Here is a 20,596-nt window from a genome sequence, read left to right on the forward strand (position 1 = left end):
TGGGTTTCGCAATAGGCGCAAGGACTAATATTAATTGCGTCCATTGCGTAAAACTATTGCGTCTATTGCGGTTAAATATTAGGATTTAGTGATCGTCTCTTCCATGTTATACAATGTATTAATCACCCGCATTAACGCTGCTGCCTCATTCTCGTTCACCTTCAACTCATGCGGATGTTCTCCCACATTCAAAATTTTGTGGGCCTGGTTCTTATTTTTTCCAATTGAAGAAAACTCATCATTATAATATTCCGTCAGCAATTTGATTTCCTTATCTGACGGTTTTCTGCAAACAATTCTTTGAAATGATTCCGTAATTTTCTGCTCCGGTGATAAAGATTTAAGCGCCATTTTTTCCGCCAAAACCCTGGATGCTTCCAAAACCGCCGGATCATTGAGCATCACCAAAGCCTGTAAAGGTGTATTCGTTTTAGAACGTTTCACTTCACAATGATCCCGGTTACTGGCATCAAAAATGATCATCGATGGCGGCGGAACGGTGAGTTTGATAAATGTGTACATTCCTCTCCGGTAAAGTGCATCATTATGATCCTGATTATATTTTGCCAATTGACCACGGCCAGAAGTTGCGGATTCCCACAAACCCTTTGGCTGATAAGGCTTCACGCTAGGTCCGCCGATTTTTGAATTTAATAATCCGCTGCTGGACAGCACAATATCCCGGACGGATTCCGCCGGTAGACGGTAACGAGCCCCACGGGAAAGATAAATATTATCCGGATCCAGCTTTTCCTTTTCTTTGGTAAGCTTTGCAGATTGTTTATAAGTGCTCGAAGTAACGATTTCCTTTACAAGTCGCTTCATATCCCAACCATGATTCATAAAATCTACGGCCATCCAGTCAAGCAGGGCAGGATGTGTTGGTAATTCTCCCTGCATCCCGAAATCACCCGTGCTTTTCACAATACCTCTACCAAAAAATTCCTGCCAGATCTGATTTACAAAAACTCTGGCTGTTAGCGGATTTTGCTTGCTCGTTGTCCAGCTTGCCAGTCCCAATCTGTTTTGAGGAATTTTTGTTGTGTCAAATTTCATCACAGACGGAAGTCCCGACGCCGTGACAACTTTTCCGGGTGCATCATAAACACCACGGTTTAAAATGTGCGTTGCACGTAAAGTATCCCGTTCACCCATAACCGAAACCATTAACCGGCTCGTATCAGGACGATTGATAAAAGTCAGAATCTTTTTCGCCTCATCGTCCGAAATACTCATGATCGGATTTTTAGCTGGCTTCGACTGAGACACGTCCCCTTCATAACCAACTTCTTTGGTATTATTAAAAAAGGCAAAAAGCCGGTAATAATCTTCCTGGGAAATTGGGTCATATTTGTGATCATGGCACTGCGCGCATTCCACGGAAAGACCGAGAATTCCCATTCCATACGTTTTCGTTTTGTCAATATTATACTCAATCCGATACTCTTCCGGAATCACACCGCCCTCTTCGGTGTATTTATGATTTCTAAAAAAAGCGGTTGCAAGGATTTGTTCTTTGCTGGCATTCGGAAGCATATCACCTGCTATTTGCCAGGTCAGGAATTTGTCATAAGGAAGATTTTTATTGAAGGCACTGATCACCCAATCCCGCCATGGCCATTGTGTGCGGATTTCATCATCCTGATAACCGTAAGAATCCGCATAGCGGGCGACATCCAGCCAGTGCAGCGCCATTTTTTCTCCATACGTTTTTTGGCTGAGTAATTCGTCGACTACTTTTTCGTAAGCATTGGCACTGTTGTCAGCAGCAAATTTATTTTGAAGTTCCAGCGAAGGAGGCAAGCCTGTCAAATCCAGTGCAACTCTTTTCAACAAATGACTTTTATCTGCCTCTTCATTCGGCGTAATGCCCAGACTTTCCATTTTGGAAAGAGCGAAATAATCGATCTCGTTTTTTGGCCAATCTTTTTTATCAACTTCCGGTATTTTTGGTAAAACAGGAGCGCTGAATGCCCAATGTTTTTCATATTTCCCGCCTTGTTCTATCCAGCGTTTTACAGTAGCAATTTCAGACTCATTGAGTAATCCCAAATGCGATTCCGGCGTTGGCATCTGCATTTCGGGATCAAGAGAAGTTATTCTTTTGTACAATTCGGATTGCTCAGGTTTACCAGGGAAAATGGCGACGGCTCCTTTTCCGCTCTTTAATTTTGCATAAGCACTTTCGGCCATATCCAGACGTAAACCCGCTTCCCGCTTATTAGCATCAGGACCATGACAGGCGAAACATTTGTCGGACAAAATGGGCCGGATATTAAAATTGTAGCTGATTACCTCGTCTGAAGATTTCTTCCCGGCTACACCATTCTTCTGGAAACATGATATTACGCCTATCACGATCGTAAGAAGTATTCCAGCCAAAAAGAAGAGTCGCTTCTTCATTAAATTCAATTTGTTATCAGGGTTATAAACTTTTTCAATAAAGCATTACTAAAGAAAATAATCAACGGTATGATTATACTCTAAATATTTTAAATTATTTTAATAAAACGTTTCTAACTGCTTAATATGTATGAACATACTGTAAATATCTTTTTTCTCAAAGGTTCATGCAAAAAATTTCAATTGAGCTTTAACTTACGGAATAATCACTTAACAATATTTTATTTACCCAAATAATACCCACTATTTCAATTTATCAGATTACAGACTTTAAACCGAAACTTATATGTCCATTATAAATCAAAATACAGATACACTTGATATTGTTTTACCTGGACTGATGCGTCGCTATACAGAGCGCGTTCCTGACGTAAAAAAGATTTTAAATTCCATGATTTCGGAAGGAATTATTGGCACTGAAAAGGATATAGAAAACGATCACATTGCTTTCCGTACCATGGGCGTTCCACGGCTTGGAATTCAATCTTTTGAAAAGATTTTTCTTCATTACGGTTATGAAAAAAAGGATCATTATTTCTTTGAAGGTAAAAAACTGGATGCGTGGTGGTATAGTCCGCCAAGGGAAACAGATCCGCGGATTTTTGTAAGTGAACTTCGTGTGGGCGATCTTTCTGAAGAAAGTCAGCGTATTATTAAAAGTTATACGGATGAAGTCATCAGTGATCCGGTGGATAATCTTGATTTAAACAATGGTGAAGATGTTGATGCTTTTTTGCACACGCCGCTTTGGCGCACACCTACGTTAAGCGATTATCTGACTTTGTTAAAAGAAAGCGAATATGCGGCCTGGGTAATATATAATCGCTATTATCTAAATCACTTCACGATCAGCGTACACAACTTACCCGAAGGTTATAATACCGTTTCAGATTTTAACGTATTTCTGGAAAAGCATGGAATTTCGCTCAATACATCAGGAGGAAAAATTAAAACCAGTCCGGATGGTGGTTTGATACAAAGTGCTACCGTTGCACAAATGCTCGAAGCCGAATTTGCAGATGGCGAAACATATAAAATTTCAGGCTCTTATGTAGAATTTGCAGAAAGAAAGGTTTTAACTAAATTTCAAAATCTGCCAACTGATCAAATTTCAAGAAAAAATCGACGGGATGGATTTGAAGCGACCAACGCGGATAAGATTTTTGAAAGTACTTACACGACGCAAACGGGCAAGTAAACAACTATTTTATTCAAAGTTGTGGTAAGGGCCACTAACTTATTGCTAATCAAAAGCGAATGAGTAAATTAGAATTAAGTTAAACCGATTGAAAAAAATTAACCAAAATAATCATGGTTGTAGTGATCAAGAAAGATGCACAGCCTTCAGCAATTAAAGATGCGATGAAAGCTATTGAAGAAGACATAGCCACCCGAAAAGGTTTTGATGTTAAGAAATATGCAGGAAAACTTCAACGAGGTTTAGACGGATTAACTTACCAAAAGCAGGTAAGAGATGAGTGGAAGTAAAATGTATTTACCTCATTATAATAATATATACATTTCAAGTAATAAGCTTAAAGACTACTTATTAAATCTTGATCATGAAACTGGTGGTTCAAAAGCGATTTATTTTAGAAAAATTGGATTCTCTGAAATCAATATTCAAGAGTTTTCAAGACAATTAATGCTAATTCCCCAGCTTAACGAGATTTCCAAAGTTGTTCAAAATCATTTTGGAACAAAATTTATTATTGAAGGCAATTTAGATGTGACTGGAAAAACATATCCTATAACAACAGTCTGGTTTATTGAAAATCAAAGTGAAATTCCTAAATTAGTGACAGCTTATCCCAAATAATGGAGGTTATGGAAAACATAAGGGAGTTTGATAAAATCATTTTAAACACTGATTTGCCACAATCAGGTTTGGAAAAAGGGGATATTGGGAACGTCGTTATGGTCTATAACAATGGTGAAGGTTATGAGGTTGAATTCGTAACTTTTGATGGTAAAACCGTTGCAGTAGAAACCTTGTTAGCATCTCAAATTAGAAAAGTTTCGCATCAAGAAATTCCTCATGTCCGTGAATTAATCATAGATTAGTTTACCTACAAGAATTGGCTCATCACTCATTCACCAAAAAATAAACCACCCTGCAAGCATTCCCAATACTCTTCTCATTTTTATCCTGAGCGATATCCAGCTTCAAAGTATGCTTACCTGAAGAAAGCTCATCCGCTAACATCAAATACCAGGGCAAATGTAATTGCGTGCTCCATTGGGTGAACAAATCCATGGTCTGAGCTTTTTTTCCATCAATTGAATAGGAAATTTTTCCCGCGTCCGGGCCGGAAATAATTGCTATTCCAACTGCGCGACCTTTGAAATCAAATTCGAAAGAAGCATTTGCACTTTCACCAACCAGCATTGGCACATCTACAAAACCTGGTCGTGTTGACACTTTATCAGCAGCTTTCCAATCAGGATCAACTTTAAAACCGTTTAGTTTTTTAGCTTCTGCAACGGGATGATAACTTGCTTTTTCGTAGGAAAATTTGTCAATGGCATTAGGCAATTTTAATATTCCCGTCGTTGTAATATCCGGATTCAATTTCAACAATTCCTTAATTGTTTGAAAATAAACTTCCTGACCATAGGGTGACGGATGCAGATCTTTGAAATCATATTTCCATGAAAATTCCCCGGCTTTAATTCTGTCATAAACTTCCTGAGCCAGATTGATATAAGCTGCACCATAATATTTTGCAATTCGCTGATGTACACTGACTTCAAGAGGTTCTTTCCCCGCATCATAATCTGCATTTTTAGCCGGTTCAGCAAACGCCATTATTACGACATTTGCTTTGGGATTTTTTGCATACATCTGTCGAATAATTCCTTCCAGAGCCTTTACTTGCGCTTTTTCACTAAAACCATTTCCTCTGTCATTAACCGCTGCTTCCAGAAAAAGCAAATCAGGTATGCCTTTTGCCAGAACATCACGCTGAAAACGGAAAGCATGCGGCGTACTTCCTAAAGAAGGAATTCCGGCTGCGATAAATGTAAATTCTGTTTCAGGAAAATGTTCTTGTAAATACTTCGCAGTTTTATTTCGCCATCCCGGATTGTGTGTAATGGAACCTCCTAAAAAGGCTACGATTCCTTTTTTCGTTGTCCTGAATTTTTCGTAGGCGTTTGCCAATCCACGGTTTACTTCGATATAAGGAGCATGTGAAAGTGGTTTTAAAACAGGGACGCTGTTATCATAAATAAAATTCGCCAGCATTTCCGGATGTTCGATTGTAAAATGATGTCCTTCCAGCGCCTGTTCTCCCCGCGTCATGGGAATAACCGTGGCCAGACCGCCCAGTTTTATATAATTGGCAATTAAAATATCGGAATTTTCTGATGGCGGGACGATCTTGTCGTTTAATCCGATCACGTGTAAAATAGGTACTTTGAAAGATGCCAGCCCAGCCAGATCATTTAATGGAATGTCGTCAAAAGATTTTGCAGTTTCCTCTGTCTGTTTGTTCAATTCCAGCCAGCTTGCCCAGTCTTTCGGAGAACCTTGTCCTTTGCCTTTTCCTCCCGGCCAGCTTTTTGGATCACAAACCGGTGCCTCGGCATAAATACAGCTTACTTTATCAGGATTTCTTTTCGCCCATCCATATACATACAAACCACCGCGACTGACACCTTCCAGTGCAACTTTTGGTGCAAATTGTTTTTCCTTAACCAGATAATCATAAAAAGCATCCCAAACCTGCATCGCTTTCGGGTGCGCGAAAAGATCGTTTGTATTGACGTAGGCAATATGAAATCCTCTTGTCAGCAAAACACTATCCATATCCGTATGCCAGGTCGGAAAATGAGCGCGCCATACCCATGGATTTCCGGGAAGAGCCTGCTTTGGTTTTACATACCAGGCTTTTGTATTTTGGAATGAAAATTCAATCTTTTCAAAGCCTTTCCAAACGGAAATCTGCTCATCAGCTTGTGCCAATAAGGTGCTGGAAAAACTCAGAAGTATAAGAATGAAAAAAGTGCAGGGAAAGTATTTTATCTGTTTCATAATAGTACAAAGACAGGAATGGCTTATCTCTAACATATAAGCATAAACCTTATTTATTTTTCCAGACAACAATCATTATATTGTTTTGTTATTAACCTAACTTCTTTACTGCCAATGTCCCGGACTTCTCCTATTCTGTTAATCTTTCTATTTATTTTTCTGATTTCCAATGCTGGTTTTTCTCAAACTGTTCCCATTATTCTAACGGAACGCGAACGTGCCATTGCCGTTGATGATATTCTGGAAGACCGGATTGAAAATTTGCTTCCAACCTTAATGCGGCGGGAAGGGATTGATATGTGGGTTATTATTTCAAGAGAATATAATGAAGATCCGGTCATGAAAACGATGCTTCCAAGTACCTGGCTTTCGGCTCGCAGAAGGACAGTTATGGTATTTTTTGATCCGGGAGCCGGGAAACCGCTTGATAAATTAGCGATTGCAAGATATGATGTTGGCACATTATTGAAAGGCGAGTGGGATTTAAGTTCTAATCCGGATCAGTGGGATGCGCTGGCAAAAGTGATCAAGGAAAAAAATCCAAAGAAGATTGCGCTTAACTTTTCTAAAAATTATGGACATGCCGATGGTTTGACCTACAACGAACATGAAGAGTTTCTTCAAAAACTTCCAAAAGAATTTCAACAAAAAATTGTATCAGCAGAAAAACTGGCCGTAGGTTGGCTGGAAACGAGAACGGAAAAGGAAATGATTATTTATCCGATGATCTGCCGGATTTCTCATGAAATTATTGAAGAAGCTTTTTCTGAAAAAGTGATCCAGCCGGGAATAACTACGATTGATGATGTAGTCTGGTTTCTTAGACAACGTATTACAGACTTAGGATTGGAAACCTGGTTTCATCCGACCATTGATATCCAGCGCGCAGACGACCAGAAATTTGACCATTTAAGAACATTTTCAAAACGTCCGGGCAATCAGGTAATTTTGCCGGGAGATCTGCTTCATTGCGATTTTGGAATAACGTATCTGAGACTTAATACAGATCAGCAGCAACATGCTTACATTCTTAAACCGAATGAAACCGTTGTCCCTGAATATTTGAAAAAAGCATTTGTTACCGGAAATCGTCTTCAGGACATTTTGGTTTCTCAGTTTAAATCAGGCAAAACGGGTAATCAAATTCTTCTGGACGCATTAGCGCAAGCAGAAAAAGAAGGCATAAATGGTTCAATTTACACGCACCCGATTGGATCACACGGTCACGCGGCCGGCCCGACTATCGGTTTGTGGGATCAGCAAAAAGGTGTAAAAGGTCCCGGAGATTACCCACTTTATGAAAATACTGCCTATTCGATTGAATTAAATGCAGCAGTGAAAATCGGCGAGTGGGATAAGACGATCCGCATCATGTTGGAAGAGGATGGATATTTCGATAAAACCGGTTTTCGATTTATCAACGGACGCCAAAAAGAAATTTTTGTTATTCCAAGATTGATGACCAACGTCGGTAAATAGAATTCCTAAGTCTTGGGATTGGTACGATATTTTATCCAATATCATTATCAAACAACAACTTAAGACTTATGGATAAGATTGAAAAGTTTAAATCGATGGAAAAAATTCTTCGTGAAATCGAAGATTTGAAGAATAGTGAAACGGCCGTTATTAAGAAAATAGGCCAGGTTGAGACTGAGAACATGAATGTGAACGTGCAGGATCTTGACAAATCTCTAAATGAAATTTACGATGGTGCCTATAAAAACCTTGAAAATATCGAAGCGCTGCATGTCTCTTTTGTAGACAAAGTTTCCGATTTCAAGGAAAAAAATAACATTACGGATGATATGCTTCTTGAAATAAGGAGTTAATATTTGATGTATAATTTTGAGAATATCAATACGCAAGAGGAGTCAGATTTAAAAATCTGACTCCTCTTTTTTGCTTAAAAAGTTCTCTGTTTCAAATACTAAACCTGAATAATTCCTACATTAAAAACTTCCTTAATCGGCGCATGATTTGCTGCTTCAATACCAACAGAAATTATTTTTCTCGTTTCCACCGGATCAATTATTCCATCAACCCAAAGTCTGGCAGCTGCATAATAAGGTGATAATTCCTCATTATAGCGCTCTGTAATTTGTCTTAACAATTCCTGTTCTGCTTCGGGCGTAATTTCTTTTCCTTGTGATTTCAGCGTTGCCGTTTGAATTTGAACCAACGTTTTAGCAGCCGTTGCACCACTCATAACTGCCATTTGTGCTGTTGGCCAGGCATAAATCAAGCGTGGATCATAAGCCTTTCCGCACATGGCATAATTTCCTGCACCATATGAATTACCAACGATAAACGTAAATTTTGGTACCACAGAATTCGCAACAGCGTTGACCATTTTTGCTCCATCCTTAATTATCCCACTTTGTTCTGCACGGCTTCCGACCATAAAACCCGTCACATCGTGGAAAAATAACAACGGAATTTTCTTTTGATTACAGTTCATGATAAAGCGTGCAGCCTTATCGGCTGATTCACCATAAATCACCCCGCCCATCTGCATTTCGCCTTTCCCGGATTTTACCATTTTCCGCTGATTCGCTACAATTCCAACCGCCCAGCCTTCCACTCTTGCATAAGCACAAATGATAGTCTTCCCATAATCAGGTTTATATTCATCAAGTTCCGAAGCATCAACAATGCATTCCAGAATCTGTTTCATGTCATAAGGTTTCAGCCGGTCTACGGGAAGAATATCGTAAATCTCTTCCGGGAAACGGGCAGGTGTTAGGGCTATTTTCCGATCAAAACCTGCGATTGCCGATTGTCCGATTTTATCAATATGCCTTTTGATTGCATCAAGGCATGTTTTATCATCCGGATATTTGTTATCTGTGACACCGGAAATCTCACAGTGCATTGCAGCTCCACCCAAAGTTTCTGCATCCACATCTTCTCCAACCGAAGATTTTACCAGATAAGGTCCGGCCAGAAATACAGATCCGGTTCCTTCCACAATCATCGCTTCGTCCGACATAATAGGTAGATAAGCTCCACCGGCCACACAACTTCCCATAATCGCAGAAATTTGTACGATCCCCATCGCCGACATTTTTGCATTATTTCGAAAAATCCTCCCGAAATGTTCTTTATCTGCAAAAACTTCGGCCTGCATCGGAAGATAAACACCGGCGCTATCGACCAGATAAATAATCGGCAGCAGGTTTTCCATGGAAATTTCCTGCGCTCTCAGATTTTTTTTCGCTGTTATAGGAAACCAGGCACCCGCTTTTACAGTCGCGTCATTCGCAACAATCACACATTGCTTGCCAGAAATATATCCGATCCCGGCAACAACCCCGCCAGACGGACAACCACCATCTTCAGCATACATTCCATCACCTGCGAAAGCGCCGATTTCTAAAAAGTAAGAATCTGTATCAATTAAATATTCTATTCGTTCCCTTGCTGTCAGTTTTCCTTTTTTGTGGTGACTTTCAATCTTTTTCAGTCCTCCGCCCAGTTTTACTTTTTCATATCGCTCATTGAGATTTTCAATAAGTTGCCGTGTGTTTTCCTGATTTGCCATAGTCTGATGAAATGTATTTGAAACAATAATTATTTCAAATTCAAGGTAGAAATTTATTGGAACCTTTGCTATCAAAAGCAAAAAAGTCGCCTGCTGACAGCAAACGACTTTCTCTATATTTGAACCTTAACTTGTACTTCTATTTGATCTTCGTTGTCGTATCCAAAGGTGATTCCGACGGGCCCTTATCTTTTTTACCAAAAACCGATAAATGTACGTAGCGCTTAGGATATTCCCGGAAATTCGTCATCAGTTTGTTCAGACTGACAATGGTGCTGTTCAGATTGTTATAAAGCGTTTCATCTTTTATCAATTTACCAGCGGTTCCTTTCCCGGATTCAACCTCAGCCAATATATGACGTAATTCTGAGATCGTCTGATTTGCACTTTGAACCGTAGTACCTAATCTTAAAGCCTGAAGAGAATCTGCAAATGATCCTGTTTTGGCCAAAATTGGTTTTAACCCTTTTTCTGTTTCCACCAGCGACTCAGACAATTTGTTGAGATTGGAAGTCATGACCAAAAGATTTTTACGGTTTTCAGTAACAAGTCCCTGTACCGCATTTCCTGTTTGATCATAGTTTTTTAACATCTGGTTTAAGATCTTTCCGGTTTCTTTAAATCCATCCGCAACGGCTGCAAGATTTTGAATTAATGAATCGGCATGCGTAACCAATGGTAACGCTTTTTCCTGTAAAACCGCAGAAATCCCTGATTCCTTTTTTCCAAGTAGTGTATCATTGTCCTGCAAATTGACAGAGGAAGTTCCCATAGCAAGGTGAATAACTTTTCCGCCAAGCAAACCTCCATCTGCAAGTAACGCAATAGTTCCTTTTGGCAAAACAATACCTTTTTGAATATCAAGAGAAACCAGAAGACGGTTTTGCTGATTTTGCAATAATTTGATTTCCTGAACGCGTCCAACATTTAATCCATTCAGTAACACAGGATTAGACGCCGTAAGTCCGTCAATATTATCGTAAACTACATAGTATTTATATGTTCTCGAAAATACGTCTGAGCCTTTGAGGATATGGAAGCCGAAATATAATAAGACCATCGCCATAATCGCCATTAACCCGACTTTTACTTCTTTTGTTAGCTTCATGAAGTTAATAGTAATTGGCTTTCAACATTCGCCGAAAGCTTAAAGTAATAAATGTTTACAAATTCTTTCCTTATTGATTAATGACAACTGATCAATAAAAACCCCTACTAAGAAACAGATGTTAGTTATCCATTTGTTTCTTATAAACCTTGAATGCCTGAAGAATAGATTCCGCTACTTCATCCTGGCCTTCTTCCGAATTTAAATATTCTTCTTCTTCCGGAGTTGACAAAAATCCCGTTTCAATAAGCACACTGGGCATTGTTGTTCTCCATAATACCAGAAATCCAGCCTGTTTAACTCCACGGCTTGAACGGTCAGAAACCGAGCGGAATTTCTTTTCAACATGATCCGCAAAACGCAGACTGCTTGAAATAAATGCGCTTTGGTAGTTTGCAAGCATAATTGCGGCCAACGGAGAATCCGGATCGAAACCCTTATATTTTTGCTTGTAATTCGTTTCTTTAAGAATTACCGAGTTCTCACGCTTTGCAACTTCCAGGTTACCATTTGTCTTGTGTAACCCCATCACGTACGTCTCAGTTCCTCTAACACTGTGCGAATTGGGCGTAGAGTTGCAATGTATGGATATAAAAAGATCTGCATTATTCCTGTTGGCGAAAGCGGAACGTTCTCCGAGTTCAATAAATTCGTCCGTATCGCGGGTGTAAAGTACCCTTACATCCGGAGAATCCTCCTTGATTTTATGACCTAACGCCAGTGCAATTCTTAGTGCCACATTTGATTCTCTGGCTTTTTTTCCTCTTGTTCCAATATCATGACCACCATGACCGGCATCAATTACCACAACATTTACCTTACTTTGCAAATTATATGAAGCGGGGTTTTTACGAAAAGCAAAGGCCAGACTCAAAGCTAAACAACTCGCTGCAATTACGATTTTAAGAACTTTTAACATTATTTTTTAGTTACGGCGTTATTCTTTAGGAGTTTCTCTGCTAATTTTGACATTCGTTATGCAAAAATACTCCTTTTGTTAGAACTGAAAAAAAAGGCGATTATTATATCGCTGGTACTTGTTGCGTTTCTTCTGTTAGGCACAATGGCATGTGTGAAGCAAAGCACAAAGAAATCTGGTAAAGATCTTCTTACGTCGAAAGCCAAAACCAAAAATTCTGCACCTTCGGCGGCAGACAAATCTGCTTTGGCCAAAACTCCCGATGGGAAAATCATCAAAACGGATACTCTTCCTTTAAGAGATTCTACGCTGGCGGACTCAGCCATTATCAAAGCCAACATGGCCATTGCTGATTCGCTCGCTGCCGATTCATTATCCAATCCGGACGATCTGCAAAACGTGGTCAAGTATACTGCAGAAGATTCCACCATTATGGATGTGGTATTGAAACAGGTTCACCTTTATGGGAACGCGGAGGTAAATTATGGTACTATTAATCTAAAAGCAAATTATATACGCCTGAACTGGGTAACGAATGAAGTGCTGGCGCACGGAACTTACGATTCGACTTCCAAGAAAACCATAGGCGAACCCATTTTCCAGGATGGACCAGAAACGTATAACACCAAGGAGATCCGCTATAATTTCAAGTCCAAAAAAGCAATCATCAGGGGAATTGTGACTCAGCAAGGAGACGGAAACGTGCGTGGTGACAGGGTAAAAAAGGACACAGAGGGAAATTTCTATATTCAGAAATCCATTTATACAACCTGTAATCTGACGCATCCTCACTATTATATCAATGCGCCGAAGATCAAAATGGTTAACAAGAAACAGGTTATTTCCGGACCCTTCAACCTGGTCATTGCGGATGTTCCTTTGCCCATTGTAATTCCATTCGGTTTTTTCCCTTTTCCAAAAAAGAAAGAAGCCGGGACTTCCGGTATTATTTTCCCGACATACGGACAAGAACCAAACGGCCGGGGATTTTATCTGCGCGACGGGGGATATTATTTTGCCATCAGTGAATATATCAACGCATCCGTAACCGGACAGATTTATTCAACCGGAAGCTGGGGTTTAGGCGTTGCCACAACTTATTCCAAGCGTTACCAATATTCAGGTAATTTCGCTTTGCGTTATAACAAAAACAGATCAAGTGACGAGGTTCAAAATGAATTGGGTCTTGGCGGCACATCAGATTTTAGTCTGGTCTGGTCACATGCTCCGAAGCCTCGTGGAAACTCGACGTTTTCTGCGAATGTAAACATAACCAGTAATAACTATAACTCTCTGCAAGAAACAAATGCGGCAAAATACACAGCAAACGTCGCGAGTTCTTCAGTTCAGTATAACCGGACAATGGGACAGTATTTAAGGGGTGCTGCCAGTTTACGTGTAAATCAAAACTTTGGACAAAGAGTTGGTACAAGTAGTGTCAAAGTAGGTGGAAAAACAAATATTTCATCTGATTTCAGTTTTGGAGTAAACCAGATCGCCCCTTTCGCATTAAACGGCGGGCGTTCAAGATGGTATGACAGTTTCCGTTTAGGGATGGATTTCAGCGGAAATTACACATTGACAAACTCAATCACTTTAATTGATACTTCTTACACCCGACTAGGTTTCAGGGTTGATAATAAAATTAGAAAAACTACTGATTCGACAGGAGCAACGATACCCCTTCCATTCAATATTGCAAACTTACCCGAGTTCGCGAAAGATGCTCAGTTTACCGGTACTTACAGCATCCCGATTTCACTTCCAAACTTTAAAATTTTCCGGTTTATAAATTTAACGCCAAGCATGTCCTTGTCGGGCCAGATTTATACCAAACAATATCAATACACATTTAAGGGAGGTAATACAGTTCATATTGATACGCTGAACAAAATAGGAAATCAATATTCCTATAACTTCGGAGCCGGAATAAATACCCGTTTTTATGGAACATTCTTTGTCCGGGGAAAACGGCTTGAAGCCATCCGGCATACTGTTATTCCAACTTTATCCTACACTTATACACCCGATTTTACCGGCGACAATTACGGTTTTTATCAAACTGTACAGATCAATGAATTGGGTGAAACAAAAAAATTATCCAGATACAGTGGTATCGGTACCGGTGTAAGCAACGGAAAAGCGACAAGTGTGATTTCATTCAGCTTGAATAACTCTTTTGAAATGAAGCTTAAATCCAAAAGCGATACGGCAGCCGCACAGTTTACAAAAGTTTCGTTGCTGGATAATTTAAGTTTAGGAGGCAGTTACAATTTAATGGCTGATTCCTTGAAATTATCCAATATCACGGTCAATGCAAATGCGCGTATTGGCAAAAATTTAAACCTTAACTTCAACGCAAACCTGGACCCCTATGCCTATATCGCAGATCCGGTTTATAAATCTAATTTGACGGGTATCAGAGTAAACCAATATGCAATCAGCAAAGGACAAGGATTAGCCAATTTGCAAAATCTTGGATTTACATTGGGAACTAGTTTTTCTCCAAAAAAATCTGATAAAACGAAACCGGCCGCAACCACGACCGGAATACCCGATGCGAACGTCACCGAAGAGCAGCGGGAATTTATAAGACGTAATGCAGATATGTATGTTGATTTTAATGTCCCCTGGAATTTGACACTGAATTATAACTTTGGATTAACCAAACCAGGTTTATCGAATGCCACGTTGATTCAGGCAATTAATGCAACCGGTGATTTAAGTTTGTCAACTAATTTCAAAATAAGTGTAACAACCGGCTTTGACTTTACGGCCTTCAAGCCAACTATTACAACCTTAACACTTTATCGCGATCTGCACTGTTGGGATATGAGTTTCAGCTGGACTCCTTTTGCAGGAAGTGCTTCCCGTGTAAGTAATTACAACTTTATTTTGAAGGTAAAATCAAGTATCCTTCAGGATTTAAAACTGACCAGAAGACGGTCGTTCCAGGATCGGGCAGCATACTAGCTAATAGCTTTTGGCTTTGGTTGGTGAGCTTGTCGCAGATATTGTTAAAAATTACTTCTTTGATCTTTTTGTACTTCGACTAAAAAAAGAAAAGCCGACCTTTGGGGCCGGCTTTAATATAATGTTTTTGAGATAAAATTACTTCGACGAAGCTTTTGCTGCTTCTTTCGCAACAACTTCTCCGTTAAGATATAAAGTAATAGATCCGCCTTCTGTGTTACTGAAAACAGTTACAGGCTTGTTGAAAGAACCTGCCGCTGCCGCGTTAAATGTTGCTTTGATGATACCTGTTTTTCCTGGCAATACAGGTGCTTTTGACCATACAGGTGTAGTACATCCGCATGAAACTGTTACGTTTGAAATCACAACAGGATCAGTACCTGTGTTCGTGAAAACAAATTCATTTGTAACCGGTGTTCCCTGAGGAACTTTACCAAACTTGTGTGTTTCTTCTTTGAATTTCAAAACACCTTTTTGTGCAAAACTAACCGTGGTTAAACCAACCAGTAGAACCAACGCGGAAAAGAATACTTTCATAGTTGTAGTGGTAATGTTTTTGTGTTAAAATTGATTTAAATAACAAGATTAAAGTTTAAAAACGAAATTTAGTAAACATTAACTTATGTTAACAATGCTTTTAAACTTATTATGATTCATTGTTATGATTATTATTTTCCTGCATAATTTTGGCGTGCATTATAAAAAAATGTAACTTAACTACGGTTTCAACCCGTAACGTTTGCTTATGCTTCTAAATGACAGTTTGACCGGTTCCAGTGTTTTGAATAAAGAAAATATAACAGACGACTATCGCCTGGCTTGTGAAAGTCGGCAAGTCAGCTTATTGGGAAGAAAAGATACCATGGGGGGCCGGTCCAAATTCGGGATTTTTGGAGACGGAAAAGAAGTAGCGCAAATTGCTTTGGCAAGAGCATTCCGGTTAGGTGATTTTCGCTCAGGCTATTACAGAGACCAAACCATTGAAGCTTCGCTGGGTAATTTGACATGGCAGCAATTTTTTGCACAAATGTATGCCCACGCAGATCTGGAACACGAACCTCATACAGGCGGACGCTCGATGAACGGACATTTTTCGACACGCTGGCTGGATGAAAACGGGAAATGGCTGGATCAGACAAAATTATACAATTCCGTATGCGATATTTCTCCTACAGCCGGCCAGATTCCCCGCTCAGTGGGCTTGGCTTATGCTTCGAAACTTTACCGAGAGAATAAGGAAATTCAATATTTAGATACTTTTTCAAACAAAGGAAACGAAATTGTTTTTGCAACAATCGGTGACGCATCCACTTCGCAGGGAATGTTTTGGGAAGCGATGAATGCAGCCGGCGTTTTGCAAATTCCTTTACTGATGTCTGTCTGGGATGATGGATACGGAATTTCTGTTCCGATTGAATATCAAACTACAAAATCAAGTATTTCAAAAGCACTTGGCGGGTTACAGCGTAACGAAGAAGAAGCTGGTCTTGAAATTATATCAGTTAATGGCTGGGATTATCCGGCACTTATCGAAACCTATAAAAGAGCCGCTGAACTCTGTCGCACTGAACAGGTACCTGTGCTGGTTCACGTCACTGAGCTCACACAGCCGCAAGGACATTCCTCGTCCGGATCGCATGAAAGATATAAATCCAAACAACGACTCCAATGGGAAAATGACCGCGACTGTAACCTGAGATTTCGTGGCTGGATTTTAAATAACGGCTATGCAACCGACGAAGAACTGGAACGCATTGAGGCCGACGCAAAAGAAACGGCCAGAGATGCCCGTAACCGCGCCTGGAAAGCCTACCGGAAAGATCTTGATAAAGAGCATCTTGAAACCGTAGAATTAATTCAGAAAACGGCAAAAGAAAGTATTTTCTCAGAAGAATTATCGGCCATTGCCACGGAACTGAGCAAAACATATTATCCCGTTCGCCGCGACAATGCAGTTAGTATCCGAAAAGCGCTTCGGCTTATTCGTAATGAAAACACACCTTCCCGCGTACTCATGCAGGAATGGCTTCAAAATACACTGAAAGAAAACGCTGTCCGCTATAATTCACAGCTATACAGTGAATCCGATGAATCTCCGCTTTTAGTTGAACCGGTAAATCCGGTATTTTCCGACGAAAGTATTACGGTCGACGGCCGTGAAGTTATTCGCTCTTATTTCAATGCATTATTTGTTCAGGATCCGCGTGTGGTGGCTATTGGTGAAGATGTGGGTATGATCGGTGATGTAAATCAGGGTTTGGCAGGATTACAGGAAAAATTCGGAGAATTACGGATTACAGATACCGGAATTCGCGAGACGACAATTATTGGACAAGGAATTGGAATGGCGATGAGAGGATTACGTCCAATCGTGGAAATTCAATATTTTGACTATATTTATTATGCCCTGGCAACGCTTACGGATGATCTTGCAAGTCTTCGGTACAGAACTGCGGGTGGACAAAAAGCTCCATTAATTATTCGTACACGTGGGCATCGCCTGGAAGGAATCTGGCATTCTGGTTCTCCGATGGGTACTATGCTTAGCAGCGTTCGCGGTATGCATATTGTTGTTCCAAGAAATTTCACGCAGGCTGCCGGTTTATATAATACTTTGATAAAAGGTGATGATCCGGCTCTGGTTGTTGAACCGCTTAACGCGTATCGCCAAAAAGAATTGCTGGCCGATAATATCGGAGAAATTTGTATTCCACTTGGCCAGCCGGAAATTCTGAAAGAAGGAAAAGATGTCACCATCGTTACTTATGGCTCCATGTGCCGTATAGTGATGGAGGCAGCAACACAATTACATAATCTGGGTATTGAAGTCGAGGTCATTGATGTACAAACACTATTACCATTTGATGTCGATCACCGGATTTTGGAGTCAATCAAGAAAACGAACAGGGTGATTTTTGCAGATGAAGATGTGCCGGGAAGTGCTTCGGCTTTCATGATGCAGCAAGTTTTGGAAGCACAAAATGCATACCGCTGGCTTGATTCATCGCCTGTTACGATTTCAGCGAAACCACATCGTCCTCCTTACGGTTCTGATGGAGATTATTTCACCAAACCCAACATGGATGATGTGATTGAAGTAGCATACAAAATTATGCAGGAAACGGATCCAACTCATTTTCCTGCTTTGTATTAACAGATTGATTTAAGTGGCCTGTCTGAAATTTATTAGTTGATTTTAATAAATGAAGACATGTACAAAAGTTTTGGTAAAAGATTTTTTGATATCATATCAGCGGCGGCGGGATTAATAATCCTGTCACCGCTTTTTGTTTTTCTGACACTGCTTTTGTGTTTTTTTAATAAAGGCAAACCTTTCTTTTTTCAATCGCGTCCAGGTTTATTCTGCAAGAGTTTTGCGATTGTAAAATTTAAAACTATGGCTGACATAGCTAATGGAAATAAAGAATATTTATCTGATTCTAAAAGAATTACATCAATCGGAAAATTTCTTCGCCGCACATCACTCGACGAGCTTCCTCAGCTTTGGAATGTGTTGAAAGGAGACATGAGCTTGGTTGGGCCGCGACCGCTATTGATAGAATATTTATGCCGATATGACAAAAATCAACTCCGGCGTCACGAAGTAAAACCCGGTATTACCGGCTGGGCGCAAATTAACGGACGCAATGAAATAAGTTGGGAAGAAAAATTTGATTATGATTTATATTATGTTGAAAATCTGTCGTTAAACCTTGATTTAAAGATTTTTTTGATAACATTAAAAAAACTGATTTTCCAGAGGAACCGTACGTTTTATTCTAATAAAGTGGCGGAAAAATTTACCGGATCGTCATCTCTCACTAATTAATTCTTCAAACCACACACTTCTCAAAATGCTAATTTACGGTGCTGGCGGACATGCCAAAGTCATTATTTCCTGTATTCTCGCGAATCAAATTTCGATTGATTCGATCTTTGACGATAATCCTGACAGAAAAGAAATTTATGGAATGAAAGTAGCTGGATTCTACGATCCGGCTGTTTTTTCTGATCAAAAATTGATCATTTCAATTGGCGATAATTTGATCAGAAGAAAAATTTCAGGGCAGATAAAACATGCTTTTGGGATAATAATTCATCCTTCCTGTATTGTTGATAAAAGTGTAAAAATCAGAGAAGGAACTGTTGTTTTACATAATGCAGTTATCCAGGCCGATTCTACCATTGGCCGACATGTGATCATTAACACGTCTGTTTCCGTCGATCATGACTGCATAATTGGCGACTTCGTTCATCTGGCTCCTGGTGTTATTCTGTCTGGAAATGTTTGTGTTGAAGAAAATACATTAATTGGCGTGGGAAGTATTATAGCGCCAGGTTTAACGGTTGGAAAAAACTGTTTTGTTACCGCGGGAAGTGTTGTAACGCATAACATTCCGGATGGCGTAATTGTCCGCGGCAACCCCGCCAGAATAATTTCCCGCCACGCATGAAAAAGATCTGGCTTTCTCCTCCGCATATGAGCGGGAAGGAATTGAAATATATTCAGGAAGCATTTGACTCAAACTGGATCGCGCCGTTGGGACCAAATGTTGATGCTTTTGAACAGGAACTTGCCAATTATGTAGGTTTGAATAATGCGGTGGCACTTTCTTCGGGTACGTCGGCATTACATCTCGCATTAATTATGGCAGGTGTAGGTCCGGGAGATATCGTCATTTGCCCGACTTTTACCTTTGCAGCAAGCGCCAATCCTATCGTTTATCTCAAAGCGACGCCTGTTTTTATTGATAGTGAAAACTTGACCTGGAATCTTTGTCCGGATATTTTAGAAAAAACCATCAAACATTATATCAAAAAAGGCAAAAAACCAAAAGCTATAATAGGCGTGCACATTTACGGAATGCCAATGCAGTTAAACGAGACATTACTTCTTTGTGAAAAATATGAAATCCCGTTTATTGAAGATGCCGCAGAAGCATTGGGATCTTCTTATAACGGCAAAAAGTTAGGCTCGTTTGGGAAAATAAGTATCATTTCTTTCAATGGGAACAAAATTATTACCACATCCGGTGGTGGCGCTCTACTTTCAAACGATCCGATTATAATAAAAAAAGCAAAGTTTCTGGCATCACAGGCCAAAGATGACGCACCATATTACCAGCATTCAGAAATTGGCTACAATTATCGTCTCAGTAATATTTGTGCAGGAATAGGTAAGGCACAACTTGAAGTAATTGATAATCGTGTAAAAAGCAGACGAGCTAATTTTGATTTTTACAGGAAAGAGTTGGGAAGTTTATCTGGAATTTCATTTCAGAATGAACCGCCGGATTTTTTTTCCAACCGCTGGCTGACTTGTATTTTGATTGATCCGAAATTATCAGAAGGAGTAAATCCAGATAAAATTCGTCTGCATTTGGAAGCAAAAAATATTGAATCTCGGCATTTATGGAAACCGTTGCATTTGCAACCGGTTTTTAAGGATGTTCCTTATTTTGGTGGAAATGTGGCGGAAGGGCTTTTTGAGAGAGGGCTTTGTTTGCCGTCTGGATCAAGTTTAAGCGAAGAAGATCTTTTATTTATTTGTGAGAATATCAAGAGTTTATTTCATAAATCATAAAAAAGCCTTCCGACATTGTATCAGAAGGC

Annotated in this window: 17 protein-coding genes; 11 read left to right on the forward strand and 6 right to left on the reverse strand. The window is 39.8% G+C overall.

Annotated elements, in window-relative coordinates; genetic code table 11:
• Nucleotides 1-78: 78 nt before the first annotated feature.
• Nucleotides 79-2,403, reverse strand: coding sequence for a PSD1 and planctomycete cytochrome C domain-containing protein (locus tag FDK13_RS15920; protein WP_137340998.1), 2,325 nt, complete (start codon nt 2,401-2,403; stop codon nt 79-81).
• A 286-nt stretch (nt 2,404-2,689) separates the two neighbouring features.
• Here FDK13_RS15920 and FDK13_RS15925 point away from each other — a divergent pair, with 286 nt between their 5' ends.
• The 4 genes from FDK13_RS15925 (at nt 2,690) to FDK13_RS15935 (ending at nt 4,467) form a co-directional block, all read left to right on the forward strand.
• Nucleotides 2,690-3,601, forward strand: a complete 912-nt coding sequence (locus FDK13_RS15925) for a DUF1338 domain-containing protein (RefSeq protein ID WP_137340999.1) — start codon at nt 2,690-2,692, stop codon at nt 3,599-3,601.
• A gap of 113 nt (nt 3,602-3,714) precedes the next feature.
• Nucleotides 3,715-3,891, forward strand: a complete 177-nt coding sequence (locus FDK13_RS35430) for a hypothetical protein (protein ID WP_170982814.1) — start codon at nt 3,715-3,717, stop codon at nt 3,889-3,891.
• Nucleotides 3,878-4,222, forward strand: a complete 345-nt coding sequence (locus tag FDK13_RS15930; protein WP_137341000.1) for a DUF6883 domain-containing protein — start codon at nt 3,878-3,880, stop codon at nt 4,220-4,222. Before FDK13_RS35430 ends, FDK13_RS15930 begins: the two co-directional genes overlap by 14 nt.
• Before the next feature lie 8 nt (nt 4,223-4,230).
• Nucleotides 4,231-4,467, forward strand: a complete 237-nt coding sequence (locus FDK13_RS15935) for a DUF4926 domain-containing protein (protein ID WP_137341001.1) — start codon at nt 4,231-4,233, stop codon at nt 4,465-4,467.
• A 22-nt stretch (nt 4,468-4,489) separates the two neighbouring features.
• Here the strand turns inward: FDK13_RS15935 and FDK13_RS15940 are convergent, their stop codons facing one another.
• Nucleotides 4,490-6,439, reverse strand: a complete 1,950-nt coding sequence (locus tag FDK13_RS15940) for an SGNH/GDSL hydrolase family protein (protein WP_137341002.1) — start codon at nt 6,437-6,439, stop codon at nt 4,490-4,492.
• 114 nt (nt 6,440-6,553) lie between these two features.
• Between FDK13_RS15940 and FDK13_RS15945 the strand changes: the two genes are divergently transcribed.
• Both FDK13_RS15945 and FDK13_RS15950 read left to right on the forward strand, forming a co-directional pair.
• On the forward strand, nt 6,554-7,918 hold the full coding sequence (locus FDK13_RS15945) for a M24 family metallopeptidase (protein ID WP_137341003.1): 1,365 nt from the start codon (nt 6,554-6,556) through the stop codon (nt 7,916-7,918).
• A 68-nt stretch (nt 7,919-7,986) separates the two neighbouring features.
• On the forward strand, nt 7,987-8,271 hold the full coding sequence (locus FDK13_RS15950; protein ID WP_137341004.1) for a hypothetical protein: 285 nt from the start codon (nt 7,987-7,989) through the stop codon (nt 8,269-8,271).
• A 98-nt stretch (nt 8,272-8,369) separates the two neighbouring features.
• On the opposite strand, the gene FDK13_RS15955 is transcribed toward FDK13_RS15950, so the two are convergent.
• From FDK13_RS15955 to FDK13_RS15965, 3 genes are all read right to left on the reverse strand, one after another.
• Nucleotides 8,370-9,983, reverse strand: coding sequence for an acyl-CoA carboxylase subunit beta (locus FDK13_RS15955; RefSeq protein WP_137341005.1), 1,614 nt, complete (start codon nt 9,981-9,983; stop codon nt 8,370-8,372).
• A 139-nt stretch (nt 9,984-10,122) separates the two neighbouring features.
• Nucleotides 10,123-11,091 carry an MlaD family protein gene (locus tag FDK13_RS15960; protein WP_137341006.1) on the reverse strand — a complete coding sequence of 323 codons (969 nt, stop codon included), beginning with the start codon at nt 11,089-11,091 and terminating at the stop codon, nt 10,123-10,125.
• A gap of 121 nt (nt 11,092-11,212) precedes the next feature.
• Nucleotides 11,213-12,010, reverse strand: coding sequence for an N-acetylmuramoyl-L-alanine amidase family protein (locus tag FDK13_RS15965; RefSeq protein WP_137341007.1), 798 nt, complete (start codon nt 12,008-12,010; stop codon nt 11,213-11,215).
• A gap of 75 nt (nt 12,011-12,085) precedes the next feature.
• On the opposite strand from FDK13_RS15965, the gene FDK13_RS15970 reads away from it, so the two are divergent.
• Nucleotides 12,086-14,983 (forward strand): putative LPS assembly protein LptD, encoded by a 2,898-nt coding sequence (locus FDK13_RS15970; RefSeq protein WP_137341008.1) that lies wholly within the window; start codon nt 12,086-12,088, stop codon nt 14,981-14,983.
• Between the two features lie 138 nt (nt 14,984-15,121).
• On the opposite strand, the gene FDK13_RS15975 is transcribed toward FDK13_RS15970, so the two are convergent.
• Nucleotides 15,122-15,520, reverse strand: a complete 399-nt coding sequence (locus FDK13_RS15975) for a DUF1573 domain-containing protein (protein ID WP_137341009.1) — start codon at nt 15,518-15,520, stop codon at nt 15,122-15,124.
• A 208-nt stretch (nt 15,521-15,728) separates the two neighbouring features.
• Here FDK13_RS15975 and FDK13_RS15980 point away from each other — a divergent pair, with 208 nt between their 5' ends.
• Genes FDK13_RS15980 through FDK13_RS15995 form a run of 4 tightly spaced genes read left to right on the forward strand, consistent with a single transcriptional unit; the run spans nt 15,729 to nt 20,567 of the window.
• The gene (locus FDK13_RS15980) at nt 15,729-18,137 is read left to right on the forward strand and encodes an alpha-ketoacid dehydrogenase subunit alpha/beta (protein WP_137341010.1); all 2,409 of its coding nucleotides are present in this window, start codon (nt 15,729-15,731) and stop codon (nt 18,135-18,137) included.
• Nucleotides 18,138-18,194: 57 nt separating this feature from the next.
• Complete coding sequence (locus tag FDK13_RS15985; RefSeq protein WP_137341011.1) at nt 18,195-18,812, forward strand: sugar transferase; 618 nt, start codon at nt 18,195-18,197, stop codon at nt 18,810-18,812.
• A gap of 25 nt (nt 18,813-18,837) precedes the next feature.
• Nucleotides 18,838-19,437 (forward strand): acetyltransferase, encoded by a 600-nt coding sequence (locus tag FDK13_RS15990; RefSeq protein WP_137341012.1) that lies wholly within the window; start codon nt 18,838-18,840, stop codon nt 19,435-19,437.
• A complete protein-coding gene (locus FDK13_RS15995) occupies nt 19,434-20,567 on the forward strand; it encodes a DegT/DnrJ/EryC1/StrS family aminotransferase (protein WP_137341013.1) in 1,134 nt (377 codons plus the stop codon). The genes FDK13_RS15990 and FDK13_RS15995 overlap by 4 nt, the downstream gene beginning before the upstream one ends.
• Nucleotides 20,568-20,596: the final 29 nt, after the last annotated feature.

This window comes from Dyadobacter frigoris, from assembly GCF_005280585.1.
Lineage (GTDB): Bacteria > Bacteroidota > Bacteroidia > Cytophagales > Spirosomataceae > Dyadobacter > Dyadobacter frigoris.